This is a genomic window from Streptomyces sp. LUP47B (assembly GCF_001746295.1).
Classification (GTDB): Bacteria; Actinomycetota; Actinomycetes; order Streptomycetales; family Streptomycetaceae; genus Streptomyces.
In genome coordinates this window covers 117,166-133,342 of sequence record NZ_MJAH01000010.1, presented here as the reverse complement: position 1 = coordinate 133,342, position 16,177 = coordinate 117,166, and the positions used below count along the sequence as shown (strand labels likewise).

22 protein-coding genes are annotated in these 16,177 nt (G+C 70.0%); 19 read left to right on the top strand and 3 right to left on the bottom strand.

Annotation, left to right across the window (positions count from 1 at the left end):
• Positions 1-24 precede the first annotated feature (24 nt).
• From sufD to BFN33_RS28610, 6 genes are read left to right on the top strand one after another with little or no spacing between them, the layout of a single operon-like run.
• Positions 25-1,206, top strand: coding sequence for a Fe-S cluster assembly protein SufD (gene sufD / locus BFN33_RS28635; RefSeq protein WP_069763033.1), 1,182 nt, complete (start codon positions 25-27; stop codon positions 1,204-1,206).
• Positions 1,206-1,523, top strand: coding sequence for a bifunctional 3-phenylpropionate/cinnamic acid dioxygenase ferredoxin subunit (locus BFN33_RS28630; RefSeq protein ID WP_069763032.1), 318 nt, complete (start codon positions 1,206-1,208; stop codon positions 1,521-1,523). Before sufD ends, BFN33_RS28630 begins: the two co-directional genes overlap by 1 nt.
• 7 nt (positions 1,524-1,530) lie before the next feature.
• A complete protein-coding gene (gene sufC, locus BFN33_RS28625) occupies positions 1,531-2,295 on the top strand; it encodes a Fe-S cluster assembly ATPase SufC (protein ID WP_020121464.1) in 765 nt (254 codons plus the stop codon).
• The gene (locus BFN33_RS28620; RefSeq protein ID WP_069763031.1) at positions 2,292-3,566 is read left to right on the top strand and encodes a cysteine desulfurase; all 1,275 of its coding nucleotides are present in this window, start codon (positions 2,292-2,294) and stop codon (positions 3,564-3,566) included. The genes sufC and BFN33_RS28620 overlap by 4 nt, the downstream gene beginning before the upstream one ends.
• Before the next feature lie 16 nt (positions 3,567-3,582).
• The gene (sufU, locus tag BFN33_RS28615; protein ID WP_057618337.1) at positions 3,583-4,053 is read left to right on the top strand and encodes a Fe-S cluster assembly sulfur transfer protein SufU; all 471 of its coding nucleotides are present in this window, start codon (positions 3,583-3,585) and stop codon (positions 4,051-4,053) included.
• Entirely contained in the window at positions 4,050-4,382 is a 333-nt protein-coding gene (locus BFN33_RS28610) for a metal-sulfur cluster assembly factor (protein WP_028809645.1), read from the top strand. The genes sufU and BFN33_RS28610 overlap by 4 nt, the downstream gene beginning before the upstream one ends.
• A gap of 68 nt (positions 4,383-4,450) precedes the next feature.
• On the opposite strand, the gene BFN33_RS28605 is transcribed toward BFN33_RS28610, so the two are convergent.
• Complete coding sequence (locus BFN33_RS28605) at positions 4,451-5,269, bottom strand: AbfB domain-containing protein (protein WP_069763030.1); 819 nt, start codon at positions 5,267-5,269, stop codon at positions 4,451-4,453.
• Between the two features lie 281 nt (positions 5,270-5,550).
• On the opposite strand from BFN33_RS28605, the gene BFN33_RS28600 reads away from it, so the two are divergent.
• The 6 genes from BFN33_RS28600 to BFN33_RS28575 all read left to right on the top strand — a co-directional run bounded on the left by BFN33_RS28600 (position 5,551) and on the right by BFN33_RS28575 (position 10,090).
• Positions 5,551-5,871, top strand: a complete 321-nt coding sequence (locus tag BFN33_RS28600) for a multidrug efflux SMR transporter (RefSeq protein ID WP_069763029.1) — start codon at positions 5,551-5,553, stop codon at positions 5,869-5,871.
• Positions 5,871-6,419 (top strand): TetR/AcrR family transcriptional regulator, encoded by a 549-nt coding sequence (locus BFN33_RS28595; RefSeq protein WP_069763028.1) that lies wholly within the window; start codon positions 5,871-5,873, stop codon positions 6,417-6,419. Before BFN33_RS28600 ends, BFN33_RS28595 begins: the two co-directional genes overlap by 1 nt.
• Before the next feature lie 398 nt (positions 6,420-6,817).
• Positions 6,818-7,807 carry a 2,3,4,5-tetrahydropyridine-2,6-dicarboxylate N-succinyltransferase gene (gene dapD / locus BFN33_RS28590; protein WP_069763027.1) on the top strand — a complete coding sequence of 330 codons (990 nt, stop codon included), beginning with the start codon at positions 6,818-6,820 and terminating at the stop codon, positions 7,805-7,807.
• A 125-nt stretch (positions 7,808-7,932) separates the two neighbouring features.
• Complete coding sequence (locus BFN33_RS28585) at positions 7,933-8,148, top strand: hypothetical protein (protein WP_059206192.1); 216 nt, start codon at positions 7,933-7,935, stop codon at positions 8,146-8,148.
• Between the two features lie 149 nt (positions 8,149-8,297).
• Entirely contained in the window at positions 8,298-8,867 is a 570-nt protein-coding gene (locus tag BFN33_RS28580) for a SigE family RNA polymerase sigma factor (protein ID WP_069763026.1), read from the top strand.
• Entirely contained in the window at positions 8,864-10,090 is a 1,227-nt protein-coding gene (locus tag BFN33_RS28575; protein WP_069763025.1) for a hypothetical protein, read from the top strand. The genes BFN33_RS28580 and BFN33_RS28575 overlap by 4 nt, the downstream gene beginning before the upstream one ends.
• Here BFN33_RS28575 and dapA read toward each other — a convergent pair whose 3' ends face one another.
• Entirely contained in the window at positions 10,091-10,984 is an 894-nt protein-coding gene (dapA, locus tag BFN33_RS28570; protein WP_176742487.1) for a 4-hydroxy-tetrahydrodipicolinate synthase, read from the bottom strand.
• A 152-nt stretch (positions 10,985-11,136) separates the two neighbouring features.
• Between dapA and BFN33_RS54605 the strand changes: the two genes are divergently transcribed.
• Genes BFN33_RS54605 through BFN33_RS28555 form a run of 4 tightly spaced genes read left to right on the top strand, consistent with a single transcriptional unit; the run spans position 11,137 to position 12,959 of the window.
• Positions 11,137-11,265 (top strand): hypothetical protein, encoded by a 129-nt coding sequence (locus BFN33_RS54605; RefSeq protein ID WP_256122893.1) that lies wholly within the window; start codon positions 11,137-11,139, stop codon positions 11,263-11,265.
• Entirely contained in the window at positions 11,262-11,954 is a 693-nt protein-coding gene (locus tag BFN33_RS28565; RefSeq protein WP_069763023.1) for a hypothetical protein, read from the top strand. Before BFN33_RS54605 ends, BFN33_RS28565 begins: the two co-directional genes overlap by 4 nt.
• A 52-nt stretch (positions 11,955-12,006) precedes the next feature.
• Positions 12,007-12,426: a phage holin family protein gene (locus tag BFN33_RS28560; RefSeq protein ID WP_057618328.1), complete on the top strand. Its 420-nt coding sequence runs from the start codon at positions 12,007-12,009 to the stop codon at positions 12,424-12,426.
• Positions 12,423-12,959 carry a DUF3618 domain-containing protein gene (locus BFN33_RS28555; RefSeq protein WP_069763022.1) on the top strand — a complete coding sequence of 179 codons (537 nt, stop codon included), beginning with the start codon at positions 12,423-12,425 and terminating at the stop codon, positions 12,957-12,959. The genes BFN33_RS28560 and BFN33_RS28555 overlap by 4 nt, the downstream gene beginning before the upstream one ends.
• A gap of 58 nt (positions 12,960-13,017) precedes the next feature.
• Here BFN33_RS28555 and BFN33_RS28550 read toward each other — a convergent pair whose 3' ends face one another.
• Positions 13,018-13,995, bottom strand: a complete 978-nt coding sequence (locus BFN33_RS28550; RefSeq protein ID WP_069763021.1) for a YihY/virulence factor BrkB family protein — start codon at positions 13,993-13,995, stop codon at positions 13,018-13,020.
• A 79-nt stretch (positions 13,996-14,074) separates the two neighbouring features.
• On the opposite strand from BFN33_RS28550, the gene BFN33_RS28545 reads away from it, so the two are divergent.
• The 3 genes from BFN33_RS28545 (at position 14,075) to BFN33_RS28535 (ending at position 16,172) form a co-directional block, all read left to right on the top strand.
• Complete coding sequence (locus tag BFN33_RS28545) at positions 14,075-14,776, top strand: antibiotic biosynthesis monooxygenase (RefSeq protein ID WP_069763275.1); 702 nt, start codon at positions 14,075-14,077, stop codon at positions 14,774-14,776.
• 61 nt (positions 14,777-14,837) lie between these two features.
• Positions 14,838-15,434, top strand: coding sequence for a helix-turn-helix domain-containing protein (locus tag BFN33_RS28540; protein ID WP_069763020.1), 597 nt, complete (start codon positions 14,838-14,840; stop codon positions 15,432-15,434).
• A gap of 3 nt (positions 15,435-15,437) precedes the next feature.
• The gene (locus tag BFN33_RS28535; protein WP_069763019.1) at positions 15,438-16,172 is read left to right on the top strand and encodes an SRPBCC domain-containing protein; all 735 of its coding nucleotides are present in this window, start codon (positions 15,438-15,440) and stop codon (positions 16,170-16,172) included.
• Positions 16,173-16,177: the final 5 nt, after the last annotated feature.

The window sequence follows — 16,177 nt, the reverse complement described above, 5'->3', positions numbered from 1 at the left end:
AGGAAAGAGAGCAGACCGACAGCCATGGCTGAGGCTACGAATATCCCGGTGGGGTCAACCACCGCGGGCCAGATCGCGGTGGCCGCCGAGTCGACCGTCGCCACGCGCATGAGCGCGCCCCCGTCCTTCGACGTGGCGGACTTCCCGGTCCCCCACGGCCGCGAGGAGGAGTGGCGGTTTACCCCGCTGGAGCGCCTGCGCGGGCTGCACGACGGCACCGCGGTCGCCACCGGCGACGGCGTGAAGGTCGACATCACGGCACCCGAGGGCGTCGTGATCGAGACCGTCGGCCGCGACGACGCCCGGCTCGGCAGGGCCGGCACCCCGGTGGACCGCATCGCCGCCCAGGCGTACTCGGCGTTCGAGAAGGCCGGCGTGATCACCGTCCCCAAGGAGACGGTGCTCACCGAGCCGATCCGGATCGCCGTGCACGGCGAGGGCGGGACCGCCTACGCCCACCAGGTCGTGGAGCTGGAAGCCTTCGCCGAGGCCGTCGTCGTCCTCGACCACACCGGTGACGCCGTGCTCGCCGCCAACGTCGACTACGTCCTCGGTGACGGCGCCAAGCTGACCGTCGTCTCCGTCCAGGACTGGGACGACAAGGCCGTGCACGTGGCGCAGCACAACGCGCTGATCGGCCGGGACGCCACCTTCAAGTCGTTCGTGGTCACCTTCGGCGGCGACCTCGTGCGGCTGCACCCGCGCGTCGCCTACGCCGGCTCCGGCGGCGAGGCCGAGCTGTTCGGCCTGTACTTCACGGACGCCGGTCAGCACCAGGAGCACCGTCTCCTGGTCGACCACAACACCCCGCACTGCAAGTCGAACGTCGCCTACAAGGGCGCGCTCCAGGGCGAGGGCGCCCACGCGGTGTGGATCGGTGACGTGCTCATCGAGGCCAAGGCCGAGGGCACGGACACGTACGAGATGAACCGCAACCTCGTCCTCACCGACGGCGCCCGGGTCGACTCCGTGCCGAACCTCGAGATCGAGACCGGCGAGATCGTCGGAGCGGGCCACGCGAGCGCGACCGGCCGCTTCGACGACGAGCAGCTCTTCTATCTGATGGCCCGCGGCATCCCGGCCGACGAGGCCCGGCGCCTCGTCGTCCGCGGCTTCTTCGCCGAGCTGGTCCAGCAGATCGGCGTCGACGACATCGAAGAGCGCCTTCTCGTGAAGATCGACGAGGAGCTGGAGGCCACCGTCTGATGGCCTTCGTACGCGCCTGTGCACTGAGCGAGCTGGAGGAGGACACCCCCAAGCGGGTGGAACTCGACGGCACGCCGGTCTCGGTCGTGCAGACCGCGGGCGAGGTCTTCGCGATCCACGACATCTGCTCGCACGCGAACGTCTCGCTCTCCGAGGGCGAGGTGGAGGACTGCCAGATCGAGTGCTGGCTGCACGGTTCCAGCTTCGACCTGCGCACCGGCAAACCGTCCGGCCTTCCCGCGACGCGCCCCGTCCCCGTATACCCCGTAAAGATCGAAGGGGACGACGTGTTCGTCTCCCTTTCCCAGGAGTCCTGAGGCATCCATGGCAACGCTTGAAATCCGAGACCTGCACGTCACCGTCGAGGCCGACAACGCCACGAAGGAGATCCTCAAGGGCGTCGACCTGACCGTGAAGCAGGGCGAGACGCACGCCATCATGGGCCCCAACGGCTCCGGCAAGTCGACGCTCGCCTACTCGCTCGCGGGTCACCCGAAGTACACCATCACCGGCGGCACCGTCACCCTCGACGGCGAGGACGTCCTGGAGATGTCCGTCGACGAGCGCGCCCGCGCGGGCCTGTTCCTGGCGATGCAGTACCCGGTCGAGGTTCCCGGCGTGTCCGTGTCGAACTTCCTCCGTACGTCCGCCACCGCCATCCGCGGCGAGGCCCCCAAGCTGCGCACCTGGGTGAAGGAGGTCAAGGAGACCATGGAGCGCCTCTCCATGGACCCGTCCTTCGCCGAGCGCAACGTCAACGAGGGCTTCTCCGGCGGTGAGAAGAAGCGCCACGAGATCCTCCAGCTGGAGCTGCTCAAGCCGAAGATCGCGATCCTCGACGAGACGGACTCCGGCCTCGACGTCGACGCCCTGCGGGTCGTCTCCGAGGGCGTCAACCGCGTCCGTGAGACCGGCGAGGTCGGCACCCTGCTGATCACGCACTACACGCGCATCCTGCGCTACATCAAGCCCGACTTCGTCCACGTCTTCTCCGGCGGTCGCATCGTCGAGTCCGGCGGCGCCGAGCTCGCCGACAAGCTGGAGAACGAGGGCTACGAGGCATACACGAAGGGTGGCGTATCCGCGTGACACAGCTGCCGGGCCTCCTCACGAGTACATCTCAACTACTTGACGAGGCGATCCGCAAGGACTTCCCCATCCTGGACCGCCAGGTCCACGACGGCCGGAAGCTCGTGTACCTGGACAACGCGGCGACCTCGCAGAAGCCGCGCCAGGTGCTCGACGCCCTGAACGAGTACTACGAGCGCTACAACGCCAACGTCCACCGCGGTGTGCATGTGCTCGCCGAGGAGGCCACGGCGCTGTACGAGGGTGCGCGCGACAAGGTCGCCGCCTTCATCAACGCGCCGAGCCGCGACGAGGTGATCTTCACCAAGAACGCCTCCGAGTCGCTCAACCTCGTGGCGAACATGCTGGGCTGGGCCGACGAGCCCTACCGCGTGGACCACGAGACCGAGATCGTCATCACGGAGATGGAGCACCACTCCAACATCGTGCCGTGGCAGCTGCTCGCGCAGCGCACGGGCGCGAAGCTGAAGTGGTTCGGCCTGACCGACGACGGCCGGCTCGACCTGTCCAACATCGACGAGATCATCACCGAGAAGACGAAGATCGTCTCCTTCGTGCTGGTGTCCAACATCCTGGGCACCGTCAACCCGGTCGAGGCGATAGTGCGCCGCGCGCAGGAGGTCGGCGCGCTGGTCTGCATCGACGCCTCGCAGGCCGCGCCGCACATGCCGCTGGACGTACAGGCTCTGCAGGCCGACTTCGTGGCCTTCACTGGTCACAAGATGTGCGGTCCGACCGGCATCGGCGTGCTCTGGGGCCGTCAGGAGCTCCTGGAGGACCTGCCGCCGTTCCTCGGCGGCGGCGAGATGATCGAGACCGTGTCGATGCACTCATCGACGTACGCCCCGGCGCCGCACAAGTTCGAGGCGGGCACGCCGCCGATCGCGCAGGCGGTCGGTCTGGGCGCCGCGATCGACTATCTGAACTCGATCGGCATGGACAAGATCCTCGCCCACGAGCACGCGATCACCGAGTACGCGGTGAAGCGCCTCGCCGAGGTCCCGGACCTCAGGATCATCGGGCCGGCCACGGCCGAGGACCGGGGCGCGGCGATCTCCTTCACGCTCGGCGACATCCACCCGCACGACGTGGGCCAGGTCCTCGACGAACAGGGCATCGCGGTCCGTGTCGGTCACCACTGCGCGCGGCCCGTCTGCCTCCGGTACGGAATTCCCGCGACCACGCGAGCGTCGTTCTATCTGTACTCCACGCCGGCCGAGATCGACGCACTGGTCGAGGGGCTGGAGCACGTACGGAACTTCTTCGGCTGAAGGGCGTGCTGAAACCGTGAAGCTGGACTCGATGTACCAGGAAGTCATCCTGGACCACTACAAGCACCCGCACGGGCGTGGTCTGAGGGATGGCGACGCCGAGGTGCACCATGTGAACCCGACGTGCGGCGACGAGATCACCCTCCGTGTGAAGTACGACGGCAAGACGATCGAGGACGTCTCGTACGAGGGCCAGGGCTGCTCGATCAGCCAGGCCAGCGCGTCCGTCCTGAACGATCTGCTGGTCGGCAAGGACCTGGCGGAGGCGCAGAAGATCCAGGAGACCTTCCTGGAACTGATGCAGTCGAAGGGCAGGATCGAGCCCGACGACGCGATGGAAGAGGTGCTGGAGGACGCGGTCGCGTTCGCCGGTGTCTCCAAGTACCCGGCCCGGGTCAAGTGCGCCCTCCTCAGCTGGATGGCATGGAAGGACGCGACGGCCCAGGCGCTCGGCGCCGACGCCGACGCCGAAAGGAAGACGGCATGAGCGAGACCGTTGAGATGAAGCCGGCCTCGGAGGAAGAGGTCCGCGAGGCGCTGTACGACGTCGTCGACCCCGAACTGGGCATCGACGTCGTCAACCTCGGCCTGATCTACGGCATCCACATCGACGACGCGAACATCGCGACCCTCGACATGACCCTGACCTCGGCGGCCTGTCCGCTGACGGACGTCATCGAGGACCAGGCCAAGTCCGCCACGGACGGCCTCGTGAGCGAGCTCCGCATCAACTGGGTGTGGATGCCGCCGTGGGGGCCGGACAAGATCACGGACGACGGCCGGGAGCAGCTTCGGGCGCTCGGGTTCAACGTCTGAGCGACCCCGTTCGCGGGAAAGCGGCGGCACCTGCCGGGTGCCGCCGCTTCGCTGTGCTCATACGCGGCTCAGGCCAGCCCGCCCACCAGCTGGAACGAGGAGTCCGACAGGTACTGGGAGCTGTACTCGAAGCGTTCGAGGCGGACCACGAAGTTCTGGTGGCGGAGGAAGTAGCCGGGGTAGTTGACCGACTCCAGCATTTTCGCCCCGGAGTAGGAGGAGTCCCGGGGGCAGAACGTGGCGTCCTGCTTGAAGAGGGAGGAGCCGTCGTTGCGGTCGGCCCGCAGGACGAAGTCGCGGTGGCGCAGGTACTTGCCGTCGTGTGTGGTGAAGGAGTAACAGGAGCTGTTCGCCAGGCCCTTGACCAGGGTGAAGGTGGCGTCCTCGCGGAACTCCGAGCCGCCGACCGAGTCCAGGCCCACATAGCCGTTGTCCACGTGCCAGTACCGGGCCGGGTAGTTGACCGAGCGGACCGAGCGGTAGGTCACGGACGGCTGCGGCTTCGAGGAACTGGCCTTGGACGCCGTTGACTTGGGCGGCTTCGGGGTGGCCGTGACCGTGGCGGTGGGCTCGGCTCCCTGCTGCTGGGGGCCCCGGGGAGTGGGGGACACCGACGAGAGGCCGCTGTCGCCCGCCGGGGGCATGGTCCCCGCGGGGGGCTGGGAGGAGAAGGAGATCAGGCCGGATCCCTCGTCCCGCGCGGTTTTCGACGGTTCGCCGGATTCGTTGTCCGTGGCGGCTATCGCCGCCACACAGGCGATGATCGTGACCACCGCCAACGCCCCGGCGAGATAGAGCCGTCGGGTGCCGGGCGTGCGGGAGGTGTCCAACGTCCAGCCGTTCTCCCAGGGGCGTTCCTGGGGCGGCCGGGACTTGTCTTCGGGCATGCGCTGTTCCTCCGGCGCGGCGCGAGGCGACGTGCCGCTGCTGTGGTGGCGCGGTATGTGAATGGTGAAACACAAGTGGTTCCGGGGGAACACTAGTGGTAACCGGCGGTCCCGAGCAGCCTTTTGAACCGGCTGGTTTCCACATTCCTCGCCATTCCCCTCTCGGCGGGCTCCTGGCTGATGGTCGATCAGATACGACGGGGCGCAGCCCTGTTGGGAGAACGGCTGCGGAGCGATGGCTGCGAGCCCGCTTTCGGCCTCCGTTATGTACGCTTGTACACATGGGATACCTGCTGCTCGCCGGAGCCATCGCCGCCGAGGTCGGAGCGACCACGGCCATGAAGTACACCGAGGGCTTCAGCCGGCTCGGGCCCTCACTGCTGACCGTGCTGGGGTACGTCCTGTCCTTCGCGCTGCTCGCCCAGACGCTCAAGACGGTGTCGGTCGGCACCGCCTACGCGATCTGGGCCGGGGTGGGCACCGCGGCCATCGTCGGCATCGGGATGGTCTTCCTCGGGGAGGGTCTGACGGCCACCAAGGCAGCCGGGATCGCGCTGATCATCCTGGGGGTCGTGGTGCTGAACCTGGGCGGGGCGCACTGATGGCCCGGCGGCACGATCCCGAGCGCCGGCAGCGGATCATCGACGCGGCCATCCGGGTCGTGGGGGAGAAGGGGCTCGCGGGGCTCAGTCACCGCAGCGCCGCGGCCGAGGCCGATGTGCCGCTCGGTTCGACGACCTACCACTTCAAGAGCCTCGACGAGCTGATGGTCGCCGCGTTGCGCCAGGCCAGCGAGGGTTTCGCCAAGGCGGTCGCCGCGCACGGCGCCCTCGACGACCCCGGCGGTGACCTGGCGGCCGACCTCGCCCGCGTGCTCGGCGACTGGCTCGGCGGCGACCGTACGGGCGTCGAGCTGGAGTACGAGCTCTACCTCGCCGCCCTGCGCCGCCCCGCCCTGCGCCCCGTCGCCGCCGAATGGGCCGACGACCTCGCCGAACGCCTCGCCCACCGCACGGACCCGGTCACGGCACGCGCGCTGGTCGCCCTGTCCGACGGAATCTGCCTACAGGTACTGCTGACCGGTGCGCCGTACGACGAGGGCTATGCGCGGGAGGTACTGGGACGGGTGATCCCGGCTGACGGCGGGTGACTGCCAGGAGTGCGGATGATCCCCGCGGGCTCGGGTGATCTCCACCGACTGCAGGAGAACTTGTCGGCCCCGGTGACCCCACGACCGCGGGTGGTTCCCGGCGACCGGGGTCATTCCACGACCGTGGGCGATCCCGGCCCGGCCCCGGTGATGCCTCACCGGTCCTTACGACTGCGGGGTGCCGTCGACCCGGGTGACTCCATCCACCACAGGAGATCCCGTCGGCCGGGGTGATCCCCATCGACCGCCGGTGGTCCCCGCCGGCCCAGGTGATCCCCATCGACCGCCGGTGGTTCCCGCCGCCCCGGATGGTGGTGTCCGGTGGTCGGGGCGCTCGACCCCTGAGACGTCCCGCGCAGGGTTCGCGTCCCGTGCCCTGTGCCGGTTAGGTTGCCCTCATGACCGACACGACTGCTCCTCGCACCACCGGCGCCATCGCCGCAGGCCTCGCCACCGTCGCCGCCGACGGCACCGTACTCGACACCTGGTTCCCCGCCCCCGAGCTCTCGGCCGAGCCCGGCCCCGCCGGCACCGAGCGGCTGTCGGCCGAGAAGGCCGTCGAACTGCTCGGCGAAGGCGCCGCCAAGGCGATCGGCCCGGACGCCCGCCGTGGCGTCGAGGTGATCGCGGTCCGTACGGTCATCGCCTCGCTCGACGAGAAGCCGACCGACGCGCACGACGTCTACCTGCGCCTGCACCTCCTCTCGCACCGCCTGGTGCAGCCGCACGGCCTCTCCCTGGAGGGCCAGTTCGGCTTCCTCGCGAACGTCGCCTGGACCTCGCTCGGCCCGGTCGCCGTGGACGACATCGAGAAGGTGCGGCTCAACGCCCGCGCCGAGGGGCTGCACCTCCAGGTGACGTCCGTCGACAAGTTCCCCCGCATGACGGACTACGTGGCCCCCAAGGGCGTCCGGATCGCCGACGCCGACCGGGTCCGCCTCGGCGCGCACCTCGCCGCGGGCACCACCGTCATGCACGAGGGCTTCGTCAACTTCAACGCGGGCACGCTCGGCACGTCGATGGTCGAGGGCCGCATCTCCGCCGGTGTCGTGGTCGGCGACGGCTCGGACATCGGCGGCGGCGCCTCCACCATGGGCACGCTCTCCGGCGGCGGCAACGTCCGCATCACCATCGGTGAGCGCTGCCTGATCGGCGCCGAGGCGGGCGTCGGCATCGCGCTCGGCGACGAGTGCGTCGTCGAGGCCGGTCTCTACGTCACCGCCGGCACCCGGGTCACCATGCCCGACGGCCAGATCGTCAAGGCCCGTGAGCTGAGCGGCGCCTCGAACATCCTCTACCGCCGCAACTCGGTCACCGGCACGGTCGAGGCCCGCCCGAACAACGCGGTCTGGGGCGGCCTGAACGACATCCTGCACAGCCACAACTGAGCCGCCCCGGCACAGACGAAGATCACTTACGGGTTACTGCGCGTGACCTCGGAGGCGTTTCGGCAGATGAACGGATGGACGCAGAGTCCGATCAGACACCGAAACGACGAACGAGGGGTCGAGCGATGAGGAATGTGCGGAAGAGGGCCGTCGCGCGCGGGCTGACGGTCCTGGCGACGGTATGTCTCGTGCCCGTCGGCAGCGCGCACGCCGACGAGACCAACACCGCCTCGCACAACGGCCCCCGGGTCGGCCTGGTCAACGTCGGCCAGGTGGACGATCCGATGGAGGACGTGCTGGAGCACCTGCTGCTGATCGGCGACGGGTACTCCTGGAACTGACCCGCGACCCTGTGCGGAAGTCGCCGTAGCGGAATCCGATTCCGCTGCGGCGACTTTTTTCGTGGTGGTGGCATAGCGGCGGGCCGCGGCACGCGTCACAAGGGTCGGAGGGGTGGCGCACAGGCGTCGCCGGGGAAGAGAAGGTGACGATGAATGCCGAAGGGCTGGAGAGTTTCCGGGACTTCGTGGACAGCAGGTCGTCCGCCCTGCTGAAGACCGCTGTGCTGCTGTGCGGGGGAGACCAGCACGCCGGTGAGGACCTGTTGCAGAACGCCCTGGTCAAGACGGCCGGACGGTGGCAGAAGATCGACGAACCCGAGGCCTATGTACGGCAGGTCCTCTACCGCCAGCAGGTCAGCCGCTGGCGGCTGAAGTGGCCCCGCCGGGAGGTCAGTGTCGCCGAGCCGCCCGAACCAGCGGGCACCGGCGAGCCCGGCGCCGACACCGCCGCCGCGGCCGAACTGCGCCTGGTGATGCGCGAGGCCCTGTCCCGGCTCACCGCCCGCCAGCGCACCGTGCTGGTGTTGCGCTACTTCGAGGACCTGCCGGAGGCCGACGTGGCCCGGCTGCTCGGCTGCTCCGTCGGCACCGTACGGTCCACCACCCACCGTTCGCTGGCCCGGCTGCGTCAGCTCGCGCCCGAACTGGCCGCCCTCGGGCCCGCCCAGGCCGAGCTGCTCGAGTCCCGTGACTACTCGCCCGTGGAGGTGCGTCAGTGAACGTCGACGACATCGTGCGCGACGCACTGCGCGAGCAGGCCGCCGAGCAGCCCCCGGTGGCAGCGGGGTTCGCCGACCGGGTGCTCGCCGTCAGGCGCCGCCGCCGTACCCACAGGATCACGGCCGCCGCGGTCGTCACGGTGGCCGTGGTCGCCGTCGGGGTCGGGGTGCCGCTGCTGGACTCCGGAAAGCACGACGTACGGCCCTCGGGTGGCGGTGGCGTCGTGGTGGAGAAGAAGACCAGGGCCCACCCCGACCAGTCGCCACCGCGCGAGGAGATCTCCGTCGGAGGCACGACCCTGGCCGGGTACTTCGTCCCGGAGACGGTCAAGAAGACCGCGGAGACCGCCGTCTACCAGCGCACCTACCACCTGCTGAACCCGAAGACCGGCAGGTACGCCAAGACCGTGGACTGGTCCTGGGTCGCCGTCGCGCCCGGCGGGAAGACCGCCGCCGTCCTCGAACCGGACCTGCCCGCCTCGCGGATCGGCCTGCTCGACCTGACCACCGGCAAGGTCGAGCGGTGGATCCCGGTCGAGCACGGGGTCGGCGGGCTCGCCTTCTCCCGAGACGGCCGCAAGCTGGTCGCGACTACGTACACCAAGAACCCCGATCTGCGGGTCAGGACGCAGGGCGACATCGAATGGAGCGCGGAGTGGACGTCCAGCCGCACCGGCTTCTACGTCCTCGACGTGGCCTCCGGGAAGGGTGACTGGAACGAGGTGAAACTCGCCTCCGACGACGGCAAGCTCGGGGGTTCCGTCCTCAACTCCCGCCAGGACTTCGCCCTCACCGACGACGGCCTGCACGTCTGGTCCGGGAACCCCATGGGGGACATCGGCAAGGAGTTCTGGGACCTCAGGGGCAACAAGGTCCCCACACCGGCGAAGGACAAGCACCTGGAGTGGTACGTGGACGCGGGGAAGTCGCCGGACGGCAGCCTCGTCGCCGGTGAGTTCGCGGGCAAGAAGTGGAAGACCTCCTCCTGGATCGTCGACGCCGCCAGCGGTGACACGACCGAGGTGCGCGGTCAGCAGTTGCTCGCCTGGGTGGGCAACAAGCAGCTCATCGCCTGGGACATCGGCAAGAACGACAAGAACGAGTTCCATCAGCGGCTCGTGCTCGTCACCATCGGCGGCGAGAAGGAAGTCCCGCTCAGCGGCTTCCGTGCGGGCAACGACGGGGACGCCGGACGCTGGGAGCCGATCTTCGCGCAGCCCTGATCAGGCGGCCACGAGTCGTTCGTACTCCGCCAGCAGCCCGTCGGCCGCCTCCCGGCCGGCGGGCCGCAGCGGGGCGCGGACCGGGCCCGCGGGCAGACCGAGCGCGTGCAGGAGGGCCTTGGCAGTGACCGTGCCGGGCAGGCCCGCCGACATCATCGCCTCGATCAGCGGCGTGGCCCGTTGTTGGAGGCGGGCGGACACGGGGGTGTCGCCCGCCTCGAACGTGTCCAGGATCGCGCGGAGTTGGGCCGGGACCACGTTGGCCACCGTGCTGACGTAGCCCGCCGCACCCACCGCGTACAGGGCGAGGATGTGCTCGTCGCAGCCCGCGTAGTACGCCAACTCCGTGCGGTTCAGGACCTTTTGGGTGCCGAGAAAATCGTAGGAGCAGTCCTTGACCGCGACGATCCGGGGATGCCCGGCGAGCCGGATCATCGTCTCCGGCTCGATGCGGGTGCCGGTGCGGCCCGGGATGTCGTAGAGCATGACGGGCAGCCCGGAGGCGTCCGCGATCTCCCGGAAGTGCGCCTCCAGCGCGTCCTGCGGCGGCCTGCTGTAGTAGGGGCTGACCACCAACACCCCGTCCGCGCCCGCCTTTTCGGCCGAGTGGGTCAGCTCCACGGTGTGCCGGGTGTCGAAGGTGCCCACCCCCGCCACGACCGACGCCCGCTCGCCCACCGCCTCGCGCACCGCCGTCACCAGTGCCGCCTTCTCGGCGTCCGTCGTGGTCGGCGACTCGCCCGTCGTGCCGGACAGCACGAGACCGTCACAGCCCTGGGCCACCAGCCGCGCGGCCAGCTCCTGAGCGCCGTCGAGATCGAGCGAGCCCTCCTCGGTGAAGGGGGTGATCATGGCGCAGAGGGCGCGGCCGAAGGGCGGGGCGGTTGTCGTCATACGCGTAGTCTCGGCAGACCAACCGTGAAGCTCCACTTAATTCTTCTACGGTGTACCGGTAAGCGATGCTGCGAAAAGGCCCTATGTCCAAATCGGGCCCGGATGGGTCACCATGGTCAGGACGGTGCACGACCCCTGGTCCTGGAGGCGTCATGAAGCTCGGCAAGGCACTCGCCACCGGAGTCGCGGAAGAGCGGCCGGAGATCCACGAAGAGGAGCTCGAGCTCCCCGAGGAGATCAAGGAGCTGAAGGCTCCCGAAGAGGTTCCGGCGGCCCGATGAGACTGCGGCTTCCGGAGGAACGCCCGACGGAGCCGCCGACCGGATACAAGATCGCCCACCCGGTGCTGTCCCAGGACGGCACCCGGGCCGGGTTCACCGGTGTGTCGCTCGGCGGCGCGCTGCCGTACGGAGTCCTGGCCGACGCGTCCTGCGTCTACGGCCTGCGGCACCGGGCACCGAACCGTCGCTGCGACTGCGGCTTCCACTGCGTGCACGACCGCGCGGCGGCCGAGGCGCTGCTGTGCACGGCCGAGCACCGTACGGCCGTCCTCCTCGACGTCCTGGTCCTCGGCCGCTACCTCCGCTTCGAGCGCGGCTTCCGCTACGCCCGCCAGCGGGTGCGGACCGCCACCGTCGGACCCTGCGCCTGCGGCACGGTCGCGGCGGCCCTCGCCGACGCCGACTGGGGCAGACCCGGCTGGCGGGCCCTGGCGCCCTCGTGCGCGGGCTGCCTGCGCGGTCGTACGGCCGTCTCGCTCGCCGGGTTCGCGCGGCTGGCCGGAGAGCGGCTGCGGGTGGTGGCACGGCCGGCCACCGTGCTCACGCAAGGTGATCCCGGCCTGCCCGAGGGTCTCGGGGTGCCCGAACTCGCCGCCGAGGCGGCCCTGCTGCAGGCCAGGCTCGACTGGTTCCAGACCCAGCTGGCCCGGCTCGGACAGCGTGGCCCGGACGGCGGTCCGCAGGGGTAGTGGGGGCCGGGCCGGGTACCCGGGAGTTCCGACCGAGAGGAGGCGGAACACCGTGACCGGAACCACGGCCCCCAGGCCGGTGCACGACGAACATCACTCGGTGGGCGAACTCGTCGGCCAGGCCACCGAACAGGTCTCCCGGCTGGTACGGCAGGAAGTCGCCCTCGCGAAAGAAGAGCTGGCCGAGAAGGGCCGGCGGGCCGGCAAGGGCGGTGGGCTGCTCGGTGCCGCCGGTGCCTTCGCCTACGCAGGACTGCTCGCCCTGGCCGGAACGGCCACCGCCGCCCTCTCCCTGGTGCTGTCGGTGTGGGCCTCGGCGCTGATAGTGACGGCTGTGCTGTTCGTGATCGCGGGGGTGCTCGCCGCCACCGGCCGCGCTCAGCTGCGCCGTGCCACACCTCCGACGCCCGAGGAAGCCCTCGGCAGCGTCAAGGCGGATGTCGAGGAGATCAGGGAAAGGGCGCACCGATGACGGACAGGACGGGCAGCGAGCCCCCCGTGACGGGGGCCAAGGGACCCGACGAGCTGCGGCGCCAGATCGAGCGCACCCGCAGCGAACTCGGCGACACCGTAGAGGAGTTGGCAGGGAAGATGGACGTGAAGGGCCGCGCGCGGGCCCGTGCGGCAGACCTCAGGGACAAGGCGGGCGCGATGACCGTGCAGCTGCGCAGCAGCGCCGCGCAGGCCGGTCACACCGTGCACGACCGTGCCACGCAAGCCGGTCACAAGGTCCAGGACAAAGCGGTGAAGTCCGGCCACAAGGTCCAGGACAAGGCCGTGAAGTCCGGCCACAAGGTCCAGGACCGCACGCTGCAGGCGGGCCATGCCACCCAGGGCAAGGCCTCACAGACGAGTGCCGCGCTGGAGCGGAGGGCGGAGCGCAGCGTGCCCCAGCCGGCCCGGCCCCTGGTCATGGCCGCGGTACGGCATCCGGGGCCGGCGCTGATCGTCGGCGCGGCCCTGGCCGCGGTCGTCGTGGTGTCGTGGCGGTATCCCAAGAAGTGAGCGGTGCGTACGGCTGGGCGCGGGCGGTGGTGGCCCGCGCCCAGCCTTGTGCGTGCCGTCACCGCCCGCGGTTCGCCCGCGCCCGCAGCCTCGGCGGCCACTTCCGGGTGTCCCGGGGCTCCACGTACGGCTCCTGAGTCGGCTCGGCCTCGCCGGAGACGATCGCCCGCTCCCGGGTCAGTTCCGCGTCGAACTCCAGGCCCAGCAGGATTGCCAGGTTCGTCAGCCAGAGCCACACCAGGAAGACGATGGCGCCGGCGAGGGTGCCGTACGTCTTGTTGTAGGAACCGAAGTTGGCCGCGTAGAGCGCGAAGCCCGCGGAGGCAGCGAGCCAGACCAGGGTGGCGAGGACACTGCCCGGCGAGACCCAGAGGAAGCCGCGGCCGCGGACGTTGGGGGCCGCCCAGTACAGCAGCCCGATCATCAGGACGACCAGGAGCAGCAGCACCGGCCACTTGGCCACGCCCCAGAGCGCGATCGCCGCGTCGCCCAACCCCACCGCCCTGCCCGCCCGTTCGGCCAGCGGACCCGTGAACACCACGATCAGCGCGCTCGCCGCCAGCATCAGCATCAAGGTCACGGTCAGCGCCAGCCGCAGCGGCGTCAGCTTCCACACCGGACGCCCCTCGGGAAGGTCGTACACCGCGTTGGACGTACGGATGAACGCGGCGACGTACCCGGACGCCGACCACAGCGCGGCGAGCAGGCCGACGATCGCGAGCACGCTGCCCGTGCCGCCGCTGTCGCCGAGCTGGACCACCGCGTCCCGCAGGATGTCCCGGGCCGGACCCGGCGCGAGATCCCCGATGTTGTCCAGGATCTTGTCCGTGGCACGCTGTCCCACCACGCCCAGCAGGGAGACCATCACCAGCAGGGCGGGGAACAGCGACAGGACGCCGTAGTACGTCAACGCCGCCGCGCGGTCCGCGAGTTCGTCGTCCAGCAACTCCTTCCCGGTGCGCCGCAGCACCGCACGCCAGGATCGCGCGGGCAACTTGGAGGGGCTTTTCGGCTGGTCGTCGGCCTGCTCGTCCATGCCGTGGCGGGTCTCCCGAAACCACCCCCCGAATCGCCGACTTGACCTCAATCCTGGTTGAGGTCGAAGGGTGGTCGGTATGACACGTCGTACCGACACCCACCCCGACCTGACCGACCCTCGCGTCGGTGCCCCCTTCTTCAGTCACTGGCGGGTGGGCACCCCCCTGCGCCAGCGGCAGACCGTCGAGGCCGTCGCCGCCGTCTGGGAGCGGCGGCCCTGGCCCGCCGACGGCCTGCTCGGCCATCACCTCTACAGGGGGCACGACACCGCCACCCTGATGCACTACTCGCAGTGGGCGAGCGAGCAGGCCTACGAGGCCTTCGTCAAGACGCACCGGCAGGAGCGGGTGGACGAGATCGACACCGCCGTTCCGGACATCGAGCGCCTCGGCCTCGGCCGCTACCGGCGCTACCGCAGCGCCGCCCGGGATGGTGATCCGCGCGTCCCCGGCTGCATCGTGATCGTCGACGTCGAGTTCGACGGACCCGACCCCGGCCGGCAGCGCGCCTGGGTGGACGCCGTCCTCGACGCGCTGGAGAACGAGCCGAACCCGCACCCCGGCGGTATCAGCGCCCACTTCCACCTCAGCACCGACGGCACCCGCGTCCTCAACTACGCCGAGTGGGAGAGCGCCCAGGCCCATCTCGACGCGCTCGCCGCGCCGGGAGAGGGGATCGGCTCGGCCTCGGACCGGTGGGAGCGCGTGCAGACCTGGCCGGGGTTGAAGAGCACCACGGTCAGCAGGTACGACCACGCTCTCGGGCTGGTTCCCGGCTAGGCCGCCAGCCGAAAACTCGAACCGTCTGGACAAAAAAAGTGTTCGGTGAGACGGTGGACCCATGCTGGACGTCACCGTGATCGAGGACCCCGAGGCCGCAGCCGTCTCCCTGGACCCCATACGGGCGAGGCTGCTCGCCGAGCTGGCGGCCGGCCCCGCGTCGGCCGCCATGCTGGCAGGCAAGGTCGGGCTGCCCAGACAGAAGGTGAACTACCACCTGAAGGCGCTGGAGCGGCACGGCCTGGTCGAGCTCGCCGGGGAGCGCCGCAAGGGCAATGTCACCGAGCGGCTGATGCAGGCGACCGCGGCGTCGTACGTGATCTCACCGCTCGCCCTCGCCGCCGTGCAGCCCGACCCGGACCGCTTCCGCGACCAGCTCTCCTCGCGCTGGCTGCTGGCGCTGGGCGCCCGGCTGGTGCGGGACGTCGGCTCGCTGATCACCGGCGCGGCGAAGGCCCGCCAGCGGCTGGCGACGTACGCGCTGGACGGCGAGGTGCGCTTCGCCTCCGCCGCCGAACGGGCCGCGTTCATCGAGGAGTTGACGGCCGGAGTCACCGGCCTGATCCGCAAGTACGACGCCCCGGACGCCGAGGGGGGCCGAGACCACCGCATCGTGGTGGCCGTCCATCCCACGTTGAAACAGACCGAGTTGGAGTAGATCATGTCCAAAGAGTTCGAGATCGCGCGCGAGTTCGAGGTCGACGCCACCCCCGAGCAGGTGTGGGAGGCGATCACCACCGGAACCGGCGGCTATCTGTGGCCGATGGAACCGCCCGAGCCCCGCGTCGGCGGCACCGGCCCCTTCGGCTCCAAGGTCGTCGCCTGGGACCCGCCGCACCACTACACCAACCGCGTCGAGAACGTCGACGGCATCTCCGAGCAGACCCTCAACCAGCTCGACTACACCGTCGAACCCCGCGACGAGGGCCGGCGGGCCTGGGTGCGGTACGTGCACAGCGGGATCTTCGTCGACGACTGGGACAACCAGTACGACGGCGCCGCCAAGCACACCGACTTCTATCTGCACACGCTGCGCGAGTACCTGACCCACTTCGCGCCCCGCCCGGCCGCCTTCGCGACCTTCGACGGACCCGAGGCGTCCAAGGCCCCGGACGCCCTCGCCGCAGTGGGGCGGGCGCTCGGCGTCGGCGAGGACGTGGCCGCCGGTACCCGCGTGACGGTCCACGGGCCGGACACCTTCGACGCCGTGGTCGACTTCCGCAACCCGTACTTCATCGGACTGCGCACCGAGAGGGGCCTCACCCGCGTCTTCGGCCGCAACCACTGGGGTCACCCGGTCGGGATCTCCCTGCACGACTTCGCACCGGACACCGACATCAAGGAGTGCGAGAGCGAGTGGCAGGCCTGGCTGAACGGGGTGTTCAACCAGGCCTGACACTC

Coding starts and splice junctions, on each gene's coding strand:
- sufD (WP_069763033.1), top strand. CDS start 25: ATGGCTGAGGCTACGAATATCCCGGTGGGGTCAACCACCGCGGGCCAG.
- BFN33_RS28630 (WP_069763032.1), top strand. CDS start 1,206: ATGGCCTTCGTACGCGCCTGTGCACTGAGCGAGCTGGAGGAGGACACC.
- sufC (WP_020121464.1), top strand. CDS start 1,531: ATGGCAACGCTTGAAATCCGAGACCTGCACGTCACCGTCGAGGCCGAC.
- BFN33_RS28610 (WP_028809645.1), top strand. CDS start 4,050: ATGAGCGAGACCGTTGAGATGAAGCCGGCCTCGGAGGAAGAGGTCCGC.
- BFN33_RS28605 (WP_069763030.1), bottom strand. CDS start 5,269: ATGCCCGAAGACAAGTCCCGGCCGCCCCAGGAACGCCCCTGGGAGAAC.
- BFN33_RS28600 (WP_069763029.1), top strand. CDS start 5,551: ATGGGATACCTGCTGCTCGCCGGAGCCATCGCCGCCGAGGTCGGAGCG.
- BFN33_RS28595 (WP_069763028.1), top strand. CDS start 5,871: ATGGCCCGGCGGCACGATCCCGAGCGCCGGCAGCGGATCATCGACGCG.
- dapD (WP_069763027.1), top strand. CDS start 6,818: ATGACCGACACGACTGCTCCTCGCACCACCGGCGCCATCGCCGCAGGC.
- BFN33_RS28585 (WP_059206192.1), top strand. CDS start 7,933: ATGAGGAATGTGCGGAAGAGGGCCGTCGCGCGCGGGCTGACGGTCCTG.
- BFN33_RS28580 (WP_069763026.1), top strand. CDS start 8,298: ATGAATGCCGAAGGGCTGGAGAGTTTCCGGGACTTCGTGGACAGCAGG.
- dapA (WP_176742487.1), bottom strand. CDS start 10,984: ATGACGACAACCGCCCCGCCCTTCGGCCGCGCCCTCTGCGCCATGATC.
- BFN33_RS54605 (WP_256122893.1), top strand. CDS start 11,137: ATGAAGCTCGGCAAGGCACTCGCCACCGGAGTCGCGGAAGAGCGGCCG.
- BFN33_RS28565 (WP_069763023.1), top strand. CDS start 11,262: ATGAGACTGCGGCTTCCGGAGGAACGCCCGACGGAGCCGCCGACCGGA.
- BFN33_RS28555 (WP_069763022.1), top strand. CDS start 12,423: ATGACGGACAGGACGGGCAGCGAGCCCCCCGTGACGGGGGCCAAGGGA.
- BFN33_RS28550 (WP_069763021.1), bottom strand. CDS start 13,995: ATGGACGAGCAGGCCGACGACCAGCCGAAAAGCCCCTCCAAGTTGCCC.
- BFN33_RS28545 (WP_069763275.1), top strand. CDS start 14,075: ATGACACGTCGTACCGACACCCACCCCGACCTGACCGACCCTCGCGTC.
- BFN33_RS28540 (WP_069763020.1), top strand. CDS start 14,838: ATGCTGGACGTCACCGTGATCGAGGACCCCGAGGCCGCAGCCGTCTCC.
- BFN33_RS28535 (WP_069763019.1), top strand. CDS start 15,438: ATGTCCAAAGAGTTCGAGATCGCGCGCGAGTTCGAGGTCGACGCCACC.